10 protein-coding genes and 1 tRNA gene are annotated in these 10,896 nt (G+C 52.6%); 9 read left to right on the top strand and 2 right to left on the bottom strand.

Translation table 11 applies throughout. The features are described 5' to 3' along the window. Window positions 1-346 precede the first annotated feature (346 nt). Window positions 347-1,807 (bottom strand): beta-Ala-His dipeptidase, encoded by a 1,461-nt coding sequence (gene pepD / locus HB631_RS26515; RefSeq protein ID WP_213994169.1) that lies wholly within the window; start codon window positions 1,805-1,807, stop codon window positions 347-349. A 234-nt stretch (window positions 1,808-2,041) separates the two neighbouring features. Here pepD and gpt point away from each other — a divergent pair, with 234 nt between their 5' ends. From gpt to proA, 5 genes are all read left to right on the top strand, one after another. Continuing rightward, window positions 2,042-2,500 (top strand): xanthine phosphoribosyltransferase, encoded by a 459-nt coding sequence (gpt, locus tag HB631_RS26510; RefSeq protein WP_213994168.1) that lies wholly within the window; start codon window positions 2,042-2,044, stop codon window positions 2,498-2,500. 314 nt (window positions 2,501-2,814) lie between these two features. Further along, complete coding sequence (gene frsA, locus HB631_RS26505; RefSeq protein ID WP_213994167.1) at window positions 2,815-4,059, top strand: esterase FrsA; 1,245 nt, start codon at window positions 2,815-2,817, stop codon at window positions 4,057-4,059. Between the two features lie 83 nt (window positions 4,060-4,142). Further along, window positions 4,143-4,547, top strand: a complete 405-nt coding sequence (gene crl / locus HB631_RS26500) for a sigma factor-binding protein Crl (protein WP_213994166.1) — start codon at window positions 4,143-4,145, stop codon at window positions 4,545-4,547. 168 nt (window positions 4,548-4,715) lie between these two features. Then, window positions 4,716-5,819 carry a glutamate 5-kinase gene (gene proB, locus HB631_RS26495; protein WP_213994165.1) on the top strand — a complete coding sequence of 368 codons (1,104 nt, stop codon included), beginning with the start codon at window positions 4,716-4,718 and terminating at the stop codon, window positions 5,817-5,819. Window positions 5,820-5,828: 9 nt separating this feature from the next. Next, window positions 5,829-7,082 (top strand): glutamate-5-semialdehyde dehydrogenase, encoded by a 1,254-nt coding sequence (gene proA / locus HB631_RS26490; protein WP_213994164.1) that lies wholly within the window; start codon window positions 5,829-5,831, stop codon window positions 7,080-7,082. Window positions 7,083-7,195: 113 nt separating this feature from the next. Here the strand turns inward: proA and HB631_RS26485 are convergent, their stop codons facing one another. Beyond that, window positions 7,196-7,618, bottom strand: a complete 423-nt coding sequence (locus tag HB631_RS26485; protein ID WP_213994163.1) for a VOC family protein — start codon at window positions 7,616-7,618, stop codon at window positions 7,196-7,198. Window positions 7,619-7,807: 189 nt separating this feature from the next. On the opposite strand from HB631_RS26485, the gene HB631_RS26480 reads away from it, so the two are divergent. The 4 genes from HB631_RS26480 to HB631_RS26465 all read left to right on the top strand — a co-directional run bounded on the left by HB631_RS26480 (window position 7,808) and on the right by HB631_RS26465 (window position 10,481). After that, window positions 7,808-7,883, top strand: a tRNA-Thr gene (locus tag HB631_RS26480). An 82-nt stretch (window positions 7,884-7,965) separates the two neighbouring features. Beyond that, on the top strand, window positions 7,966-8,133 hold the full coding sequence (locus HB631_RS26475) for a hypothetical protein (protein WP_255557333.1): 168 nt from the start codon (window positions 7,966-7,968) through the stop codon (window positions 8,131-8,133). A 631-nt stretch (window positions 8,134-8,764) separates the two neighbouring features. Beyond that, window positions 8,765-9,388: an FRG domain-containing protein gene (locus HB631_RS26470; RefSeq protein WP_213994161.1), complete on the top strand. Its 624-nt coding sequence runs from the start codon at window positions 8,765-8,767 to the stop codon at window positions 9,386-9,388. Window positions 9,389-9,392: 4 nt separating this feature from the next. Further along, complete coding sequence (locus HB631_RS26465; RefSeq protein WP_213994160.1) at window positions 9,393-10,481, top strand: DUF262 domain-containing protein; 1,089 nt, start codon at window positions 9,393-9,395, stop codon at window positions 10,479-10,481. Window positions 10,482-10,896: the final 415 nt, after the last annotated feature.

Genomic DNA, 10,896 nt, shown 5'->3' with positions numbered 1-10,896 from the left:
TACCGAGCCATGGGGCGCTCCGTCGGGCGGGAAAACTACGCCCGATTCGACCCCATTGGCACGGTCTCCCTTTAACACGCTCGGTTCACGATCGGTGATGGCGGGCCTACCGAGCCATGGGGCGCTCTGTCGGGCAGAAAAACCATGCCCGCTTCGACCTCATTGGCTCGGTCCCCCTTTAACAGGCTCGGTTCACGATCGGTGATGGCGGGCCTACCGAGCCATGGGGCACTCGGTCGGGCAGAAAAACCATGCCCGATTCGACCCCATCGGCACGGTCTCCCTTTAACACGTCCTTTGCACGTTCGGTGATCGCGAGCTTACCCCTCTATGGGGCGCCCGATCCTCAGGCTTTTTCCGGGATGGCCCTGAGCAGTGCGGTCAATAAGGTCCAGTACTGGCCGACGCTTTTGATATGCACCTGTTCGTCCGGGGAGTGGGGTCCGGTGATGGTGGGTCCGATGGAGACCATGTCCATGTTCGGATAGGGCTTTTTGAACAGCCCGCATTCCAGCCCGGCGTGGATGACCTGGATGTTCGGCGTTTTGTTAAACAGCTTCTGGTAGGTTTCGCGCACCAGATGCATGACAGGGGAGGTGGCGTCCGGCTTCCAGCCCGGGTAGCTGCCCTTGGCGATGCATTCCGCGCCCGCCAGTTGGCCCAGAGCGGTCAGGGATTCCACCACGTTTTCTTTACCGCTGTCGATGAGGGAGCGGATCAGGCAGCGGATGGTGGCGGTCTTTTCGTCCATGGACACCACACCTACGTTGAGAGAGGTTTCAACCACGCCCTTTACGTCGTCGCTCATGCGGATCACGCCGTTGGGAGTGGCGTTCAGCAGGGCGATAAACTTATCGCCGCAGGCTTTGGTCAGCGCTTGTAACTCGGATTGCAGCGGTTCCACTGAAATAGCCAGTTTCTTTTCCTTGGCCGCCAGCTCGATTTGGATAACCGCCAGGTACTGCTGCGCCAGCGCATTCAGGCTTTCGGTGTTTTCCTGCGGCAGGGCCAGGGTGGCGAAGGCTTCGCGGGGGATGGCGTTGCGCAGGGTGCCGCCGGTGACGTCCAGTACGCGGAGATCCAGTTTTTGGGCATTCTGAAACAGGAAGCGGGCCAGCAGCTTGTTGGCATTGCCCTGTCCAAGATGGATATCGACGCCGGAGTGGCCGCCTTTGAGGCCCTTGAGGGTCAGCTTGACCACCTGGTAACCGGCGGGCACCGCCTCACGTTCCAACGGCAGCACGGTTTTAAAATCCACCCCGCCGGCGCAGCCCATATAGACTTCGCCTTCTTCTTCGGAATCGGTATTGATCAGGATTTCAGCCTGCAGCCAGTTCGGCTGCAAACCGAACGCGCCTTCCATGCCGGTTTCTTCGGTCATGGTGAGCAGCACTTCCAGCGGGCCGTGCTGCACGCTGTCATCCGCCAGCACCGCCAATGCCGAGGCCATGCCGATGCCGTTGTCCGCGCCAAGGGTGGTGCCGCGCGCCTTGACCCAATCACCGTCGATATAGGGCTGGATCGGGTCGCGGGTGAAATCGTGCACCGTATCGCTGTTCTTTTGCGGCACCATATCCAGATGCGCCTGCAATACCACCGGGCGACGCTTTTCATAACCGGGGGTGGCCGGTTTGCGCAGCAGGACATTGCCGGCCTGATCCCGTTCCGCGAACAATCCTTTTTCCTGGGCCCAACGGATTATATGGCCTGCCAAAGCATCTTCATGGTATGAGGGATGCGGAATGGAACAGATTTTGTCAAATATTTGCCATAAGGGCTGTGGCGAAAGTTGAGTCAGTTCAGACACGATAAAAACTCCTGTAACGACAAAAGACCCGGGCCGGGGAGTCAATGTGGCGCGCAGCCGGCCGGAGGGTGACCAAAGATGGCTAAAGAATACCACTTTACGCTAACCGAGGGTGAAACCGCGTTTAAAAAGGGTGGTAGCGCTGGTATTTCGGCGGTTGCGTCTCTATAATCTCGCGCAACCTTTTTCCCCCTGGTTCTTTTAAGCCGACCCGATCCGGCTGGGATAGCATTTATGAGTGAAAAATACGTCGTCACCTGGGACATGTTGCAACTTCAGGCACGGAAACTGGCCCAGCGGCTGCTTCCGGCAGCGCAGTGGAAAGGCATTATCGCGGTGAGCCGCGGCGGTCTGGTTCCCGCCTCCATCCTGGCCCGTGAGCTGAATATCCGCCACGTGGACACGGTGTGCATCTCCAGCTACGACCATCAGCACCAGCGCGCGCTAACCGTGCTTAAACGCGCCGAAGGCGATGGCGAAGGCTTTATCGTTATCGACGATTTGGTTGATACCGGCGGCACCGCCAAGGCCATCCGCGACATGTATCCCAAAGCACATTTTGTCACCATTTTCGCCAAACCCGCCGGCCGGCCGCTGGTGGACGACTATGTGGTGGACATTCCCCAGGATACCTGGATTGAACAGCCTTGGGACATGGCGGTGGCCTTTGTTCCGCCGCTGAGCGACAAATAACGGTTCTTTACGTATTTTTGCACCGCCGATGCTTATTGCGTCTTCTGCCCATCCCGGCAAGGGTTATCGTTTGTGCCCCGCCCGGAGTGTATCGCGCCCCGACCGATCCTTGACCCAGCGTGCCGCCGGTTTGTTATCATATACGACCCTGATGGATCGAGGATTACGCGGGCAACCTGGCGATCCACGTATTATCCCCACGCCCGCCCTGCCGGGCGTTTGTTTTTTGGCCGGTAAGTGAGTAATCTGGCAGGCATCCTCCCGTTAACGCGGGACACGATTTAGCGGCATGCCTTATCGGAGAAAAAAGCTCAATGAGCGGTACCAATCTGAGCGAGATACTGTTTAAACCTTCCTTTAAACTACCTGAAACTTCCACGCTGGTGACGCGCGCCCGCCATCCCGGCGGCCAAGGCCCGGTACTCGCCGCCCTGGACGGCGCCAATCCCAGCAACTGGTATCGCATGATCAACCGCCTGCTGTGGATTTGGCGCGGCGTGGATGCCTGGGAGATCGAAGAAACCCTGGCCCGTATCGCCGCCAGTAAGGCCGAACGCACCGATGACCGACTGCTGGATACCGTCATCGGCTATCGCCCCGGCAACTGGATTTACGAATGGTCCCACCAAGGCATGGCCTGGCAGCAAAAGGCCATGGATGAACCGCAGCCGGAGGTGTCCGGCGAACAATGGCTGAAGGCGGCTAACTTCTACAGCATCGCCGCTTATCCCCATCTGCCGGGGGACCAGCTGGCGGAGCAGGCGGAAACCCTCGCCAACCGCGCCTGGGAAGAGGCGGCAAGCCGGCTCAGCTATCAGCTCAAGGCCTTGACCTTCCCCATCAGCGGCGAGGGCATCCTCACCGGCTTTTTGCATCTGCCGTCCGAAGGCAACGGACCGTTTCCCACGGTATTGGTGTGCGGCGGGCTGGATATGCTGCAAAACGATACCTATCGCCTGTTCCACGACTATTTCGCCCCGGCGGGCATGGCGATGCTCACTATCGACATGCCCTCCATCGGCTTTTCATCCAAGTGGAAACTAAGCCAGGATTCCAGCTTTCTCCATCAGCAGGTGCTGAAAGCCATGGCGGACATCCCCTGGATAGACCCACAGCGTATCACCGCCTTCGGCTTTCGGTTCGGCGCCAATATCGCCGTGCGCCTGGCCTACCTGGAATCCCAGCGCCTGCGCGGAGTGGCCTGCCTCGGCCCGGTGGTGCACGCGCTGCTCACCGACACCGGCCGACAGGACCGTGTGCCGGGCATGTATATGGATGTCCTGGCCAGCCGCATCGGCATGGCCCACGCCTCGGACGCGGCGCTGAAAATCGAGCTCAGCCGCTATTCCCTGAAAACCCAGGGCTTGCTCGGACGCCGATGCCCGATTCCCATGCTGGCGGGCTATTGGGAAAACGATCCTTTTAGCCCGAAGGAAGAGGCGACATTAATTGTTTCCTCCTCGTCATCCGGCACCCTTTTAGCGGTGAAACCGGCGCCGGTATACCAAAATTTTCACCATGCTTTGCTCAATATTCGTGATTGGCTGAAAAAAAACTGAAAATTCTAAGTTGATTAATTCTATTAGTTTGCTAAATAGAGAAGACGGTTATTTTTTTTCGCGGTATCAGAGGTTAGAAAAGCATGGCTTTAGTCAGTGGACATCCCAAAAGCAGATTAATGAAAGGATTCACCGCGCTCGGTCCCTACATACGGGAAGGGCAATGCAGCGACGATCATTTTTTCTTTGATTGTCTGGCGGTATGCATCAATATGCAGCCGTCGCCGGAAAAGCGGGAGTTCTATGGCTGGTGGATCGATCTGAACGCCGAAGAAAAACGCTACACCTACACCTACCATTTGGGCCTGTTCGACAAAGAGGGCCACTGGAGCGAGAAAAAAATCAGCGAGCAGGAAGTGCTGGATAAACTGGAAAGCTCGCTGCGACAGTTTTACACCCGCCTGCGCGCCTATATCGTCGCATTGGACATGACGCTGGAACCGGCGGATTCCTTCAAGGATCACCCCTTTAGCCTCTCCTCCTCATAGCACGCCGGGCCTGCTTTTTATCGTAAATCGCGTTATGCTGAGCGGCATAGGTACCCTAAATAATTTGAGTTGCAGCCAACAAGCTGCGGCTCGAAAGATAAAGGGTATGGCGCTTTTTCTTTTTCAAAGATAGGCACGGCTTTCTAAAAATTATAACGGCAGAACATTATGGATAGCAGCCAGACTTTGGTTGTGAAATTGGGCACCAGCGTACTCACCGGCGGATCGCGCCGGCTTAACCGCGCCCATATCGTGGAACTGGTGCGTCAGTGCGCCCAGCTGCACGGCGCCGGGCACCGCATCGTGATTGTTACCTCCGGGGCCATCGCCGCCGGTCGCGAACATCTGGGCTACCCGGAACTGCCGGCCACCATCGCCTCCAAGCAACTATTGGCCGCCGTCGGCCAAAGCAGTTTGATCCAATTATGGGAACAACTGTTTTCCATTTACGGCATCCATATCGGACAGATGCTGCTCACCCGCGCCGATATGGAAGATCGCGAACGTTTCCTTAACGCCCGCGACACCCTGCGCGCACTGCTCGACAACCGCATCGTGCCGGTTATAAATGAAAACGACGCGGTGGCCACCGCCGAAATCAAGGTAGGGGATAACGACAATCTCTCGGCCCTGGTGGCAATATTGGCGGATGCCAATAAGCTGCTGCTGCTCACCGACATCGCCGGCCTGTATACCGCCGATCCGCGCAACCATCCGGAAGCGGAACTGATCGCCGAAGTCAAAGTGATTAACGACGCGCTGCGCGGCGTGGCTGGCGACAGCGTATCCGGCCTCGGCACCGGCGGCATGGCCACCAAGATCCAGGCCGCCGAAGTGGCCAGCCGGGCCGGGGTGGATGTGGTCATCGCCGCCGGCAACCGACCCGGCGTTATCGGCGACATGATGGCGGACCTGCCGGTGGGCACCCGCTTTCATGCCCAGGAGATGCCGCTGGAGTCGCGCAAGCGCTGGCTGTTCGGGCCGCCGCCGGCAGGGGACATCACCGTGGACGACGGCGCGCTCACCGCCATACTGCAGCGGGGCAGCTCGCTGCTGCCCAAAGGCATCAAGGCGGTGGCGGGGGATTTCTCCCGTGGCGTGGTGGTGCGCATCCGCGGGCTGGACGGCAAGGATATCGCCCACGGCGTCAGCCGCTACAACAGCGACGCCCTGCGCATGATTGCCGGCCATCACTCCCAGCAGATCAGCGATATTCTCGGCTACGAATACGGCCCGGTGGTAATCCATCGCGACGATATGATTATCTATTAAGGAGTTTCCATGCTCGAGCAAATGGGTAGGGCCGCCAAACAGGCCTCCTGGCAGATTTCAGTGCTCAGCAGCGCTGACAAGAACCAGGCATTGCTGGCCATCGCCGACCGGCTCGACGCGCAAAGCGAGACCATCCTCTCCGCCAATGCCCTGGACATGGCCGATGCCCGGCAAAACGGCCTCAGCGAAGCGCTGCTGGATCGTTTACTGCTCACCCCCGCCCGGCTCGCGGCCATCGCCCAAGACGTGCGCCAGGTCGCCCTGCTTACCGATCCGGTGGGACAGGTGATTGACGGACGCTTTCTGGATAACGGCCTCAAGCTCGAACGCCGCCGGGTGCCGCTGGGGGTGGTGGGGGTTATCTACGAAGCGCGCCCCAACGTCACGGTGGACGTGGCGTCCCTGTGCCTGAAAACCGGCAACGCGGTCATCCTGCGCGGCGGTAAAGAGACCCATCGCACCAATACCGCCACCGTCAGCGTCATCCAGGATGCCCTGTCCGCCTGCAACCTGCCAAAAGAGGCGGTACAGGCCATCGATAACCCCGATCGCGCCCTGGTGACTGAACTGCTGCGTCTGGACCAGTATGTGGATATGCTGATCCCACGCGGCGGCGCGGCGCTGCATAAACTCTGCCGCGAACAGTCCACCATCCCGGTGATTACCGGCGGCATCGGCGTCTGTCATATCTATGCCGACGAGACCATCGACTTCACCCAGGCGCTGAAGGTCATCGAGAACGCCAAAATACAGCGTCCCAGCGCCTGTAACTCACTTGAAACCCTGTTGGTACACCAAGGCATCGCCCCGGAGTTTCTCGCCGCCCTGAGCCGCCATATGCACTCAGTGGGCGTGCGGCTCCACGCCGATGAACGGGCCATGCCCTATCTGGCCGACGGCCCCGCCACCTGCGTGGCGGTGGAAGAGGCGAATTACCACGACGAATGGCTCTCCCTTGACCTGAACGTCCGGGTGATCACCGGTTTCGACCAGGCGGTGGAACATATCCGCATTTACGGCACCCAGCACTCCGATGCCATCCTCACCCAATCCCTCAGCGCGGCGGAACGCTTTGTGCGGGAAGTGGACTCCTCGGCGGTGTATGTCAACGCCAGCACCCGCTTCACCGACGGCGGCCAGTTCGGCCTGGGGGCGGAAGTGGCGGTCAGCACCCAGAAACTCCATGCCCGTGGCCCGATGGGTTTGGAAGCGCTCACTACGTATAAGTGGATTGGGTATGGGGATAATCTGGTGCGGGGGTGATGATCGGATGCCGTGGATGGCATTGTTTTAATGAACACATGGCCGCCGGAGTTTCGGCGGTCATGTGGAGATTTTTTCCCCAGTTCTTTTAGTCAGAAACGTGATCTGACCGTTCAATCCAGTCCGTCATCATAGTCAGCAAAAAGCCCCCGGTGCCGTTCCACGAATTCCAGCGTATTGCCCTCCGGGTCCTCCAGAAAAATCGTGCCGATGCCTTGATCCAGCGGGCCTTCGCTATCCGTCAGCCAAAACACCTCCATTGTCCCGGACATTTGATATGGACGCAGACCTCGAGCCAGCAGATGACGACAGCAGTCGTTGAGGTTCTCCACCTGAAAGGCAATATGCCGCGAGGGATCCGTGGAGGCGAGCGGCTTGTCGGTGGGCATCAGGTGCAGGGTAAAACCATGGCCGGTGCCCAGCCAGTTGTGTTTGGTGGGATGACCCTGCATACCGAGGGTATCGCGGTAAAACGCCGTCATCTTTGCCATATCAGCCACCGCCAGTGCCGCATGGTGCACGCCTTGTAACTTCATTAACCACCTCTTTACTGTTAAAAGAAGAACAAAAAAACTGTCAGGTTAATGATAGCGGGTATTGATTGGTTGATTTTTATTAGCATTCTGCTCTTTTTATCAGCATACGGACACACGCCTATTGACTCTTCAACCGCTTTTGCATAACGTGTCCCCCCGTGATTTGCCCCCGCATGACAGCCTCATCATGCCGATATAGCTCAGTTGGTAGAGCAGCGCATTCGTAATGCGAAGGTCGTAGGTTCGACTCCTATTATCGGCACCATTTTCCAGCAAAATTTTTACCTGCCTTCCTAAGATGTACTGTCTACGTTATATTCGAAACTTACGAATGAATGGGGGGTTTTATGAAAAGCAAACAAAAATCAGCTTCGTATCGCATGCCTTCACAGGAAAGTATTGTCCGTTCCATCGTGACCTCGACTGCTATCGAAACGGGACAAACCTCGGAGCAGGTTGAAGCGTCTCTGAAAGAGAGCCGGAAGAAATATGCTCATCTGCGACTGGCCAACTGATCGTAGTTCATCGCTTTTTCCACCAAACGTTTCATTGGTTCGTAATTCATATTCATTCCTTGGTGAATGGCCGCTATATATTGCTGCTTATTATTTTCCCAACATTGATAATTTAGCGGCATGAAGCCAGCTTGTGCCGCTATTATATCGATTAGTAAACGAGGCAAACAAATATTATTTTTCAAAAAATAATTTAAACAAATTATTTAAAGAAATTGATTAGAATTTTAGTCATTTAAAAATTAAAATATAAAATTACTAAAATCATTGACTTATTGTTATAAATGATATTTTATATAAACGTTGATAATTCTTATCGGATTACAGGTCATGCTGATGTTTTTTTATACATATGTATAGTTGCTGTTAGTCACCTGTAAATTTAGAATTTCTAAGATATGTAGAAATACAATCACAATAATTCACATAAGAACATTATGGCTCAACTCATTGAATTTACTCCAGAAAACTTTACCCAATACATTCAAAAAATTGAAGAACGGCTTCATGAAATTGATAGCACTCTGTGGTTTAGAGGTGTCGGCCAAAGCTCTTATAGTCTTTTGCCTGGTCTTTATAGGCATTCTACAAAAAAAATATAAGTGAACTAGCTTTGATCGAGCGAGATACAATGATCCGCTTTAGGCAAAGAAGTGTTCCCTTTACGGATAAACAACTTACTGATGACTGGGACGCTCTATTTTTTATGCAACATTACCGGATACCTACTCGATTATTAGATTGGAGCGAAAATCCATTTATTGCATTTTATTTCGCAGTCATGTCAGCTTCCTTCACTTTAATTGGAAAAAAACAAAAAATAACGTTTAAAGATGATGCTGCTGTATGGATTTTAGATCCCATCAAATGGAATCGTCACGCGCTTAATCATCAAAGTTTTGAAGGTAATGTTTTGGTTACGAAAGATCCTGAAATGAAAGGGTATGAACCAACCGGAACATTTGCTAAAATGAATAAACATGCTGTGGCGATGTATGGTACGCATAATAGCCCGCGTATAGTTGCACAGCGAGGAGTCTTCACAATATTCGGTCAAAATTTAGATTCAATGGAAGACGTTTACGATGAAGACCAATTTCCTGACGGTTCATTGATAAAATTGATATTAAAAAAGGAACTTCTTCCAGATTTTAGAAAATCCATACTGTCTTATGGTATTACTGAATCAGTTGTCTATCCTGACCTTGATGGGTTAGCCCAGGAAATGAAGCGTAACTTTGGATTTGAGGTTTAATACTATGGCTGGACAAAAACCCACATTTAAAATTCAACTTATGGATCCAAAACCTTTAACTTGGTGGAAAAGCCGTAGAAAGAAAATTGATATGATGCCTCCGTACCAACGTCGCGGACGTCTTTGGTCCAATACAGATAAAGCTTACTTAATCGATTCAATACTAAATGGTTATGATATTCCAAAGCTTTATATGGCCGATTATACATGGAGCGATTCTGAACTAAATAAAAAGAAATTACCTTACGCCATTATTGATGGAAAACAGCGCCTTGAAGCAATTTTCGATTTCTTTGACGGAATCATTGTTTTAAACGACGATTTTAATTTTCTTTCCGATAGCTCTATCAAGATTGGTGGACTTGGCTATAAAGATCTATTAGAAAATTACATTGAAATAGCGGAATTATTCGAAACCTTTCCACTTACAATTGTTGGTGTATATGCTGATTCTGAAGAACCAATTAATGAACTTTTTGTGCGTCTCAATAGGAGTAAATCATTAACAGGTGCAGAGATAAGGAATGCCATGGTCGGCAAGACACCCGCAATAATTCGTGAAATCTCAAGGCATGCTTTTTTCATTGACAATATAGCCTTCTCCGTAAAACGCGGTGCCGATTTAAATGCAGCAGCTAAGTTACTAATTTTCGAATATTATGATAAGCCAGTGGAAACTAAAAAGAAAAGCCTCGATGAATTCGCCTCAACCGCGGAATCAAAAGGTGCGGATCAAATTGAATTAGCATTACGCCGTATCATTCAGATACTTGACGAAATGGCCCAAATTTTCTTGCCTAAAGACAAATTATTGGCGAATGGAGGTATTTTGCCAGTTTATTATTGGTTTATTAGAGGATTGCCTGAAGATAACCACCACATGGTTCGTGAGTTTTTAGTTTTTTTTGAGCAAATGAGAAGTAAAAATAGAGAGCCAGCTAATGCAGAAAATCTTGATAGAAATCTTATTGAATTCGACAATTTAAATAGAAGCACAAATGACCTAAAAAGCCATTCTGGTCGCATCGATATATTAAAAAACTTCTTTGATGATTGGATCGAGAATAAAACTATTAATTCCAGGAGAAAATAATACCATTTGAACATCCTCATGAGGCGGGGTTGTGAATTGCCCGAAAATGGTTAACACAATCTTTCCTCGCTATGCGGCCTATTCTAAGGATTCGGGACCCACCCCGTCCTGATAGTTGTGACGGCGGGCGCAGTTGTAAATATACTTCAATATATTTGAAGACACCAGAGAGTGTCCCCAGCTTTCTGAGGAACTATTGGCAGGCGTTAAGCTAGTTTGCGGGGGATGGCTAGGCAATAATCACCAATGAACCACCGCCCAAGGCGCATTGAAAGTAGTGAGTCTTGGCAGCAAAACTATTTATTCATGCTGGCTGATAGCAGCGACGAAAGGACGGCATTGATGCATATGTAGTCCTCACGATGAGGTACGTTCAAGGGACTGAGACCGCCCAAGTGGCTTAATCCCTTGTAGG

It is taken from the genome of Sodalis sp. dw_96 (assembly GCF_018449575.1).
In the GTDB taxonomy this organism is placed as follows: Bacteria; Pseudomonadota; Gammaproteobacteria; order Enterobacterales; family Enterobacteriaceae; genus Acerihabitans.
Note: the sequence above shows the minus strand (reverse complement) of the source record. Positions and strands in the feature narration are given on the sequence as shown.

What these genes read in the sequence shown, in the direction of transcription:
- HB631_RS26475 (WP_255557333.1), top strand. Translation starts at nt 7,966, where the DNA reads ATGAAAAGCAAACAAAAATCAGCTTCGTATCGCATGCCTTCACAGGAA.
- frsA (WP_213994167.1), top strand. Translation starts at nt 2,815, where the DNA reads ATGAGCGGTACCAATCTGAGCGAGATACTGTTTAAACCTTCCTTTAAA.
- proA (WP_213994164.1), top strand. Translation starts at nt 5,829, where the DNA reads ATGCTCGAGCAAATGGGTAGGGCCGCCAAACAGGCCTCCTGGCAGATT.
- HB631_RS26470 (WP_213994161.1), top strand. Translation starts at nt 8,765, where the DNA reads ATGATCCGCTTTAGGCAAAGAAGTGTTCCCTTTACGGATAAACAACTT.
- gpt (WP_213994168.1), top strand. Translation starts at nt 2,042, where the DNA reads ATGAGTGAAAAATACGTCGTCACCTGGGACATGTTGCAACTTCAGGCA.
- HB631_RS26465 (WP_213994160.1), top strand. Translation starts at nt 9,393, where the DNA reads ATGGCTGGACAAAAACCCACATTTAAAATTCAACTTATGGATCCAAAA.
- proB (WP_213994165.1), top strand. Translation starts at nt 4,716, where the DNA reads ATGGATAGCAGCCAGACTTTGGTTGTGAAATTGGGCACCAGCGTACTC.
- crl (WP_213994166.1), top strand. Translation starts at nt 4,143, where the DNA reads ATGGCTTTAGTCAGTGGACATCCCAAAAGCAGATTAATGAAAGGATTC.
- HB631_RS26485 (WP_213994163.1), bottom strand. Translation starts at nt 7,618, where the DNA reads ATGAAGTTACAAGGCGTGCACCATGCGGCACTGGCGGTGGCTGATATG.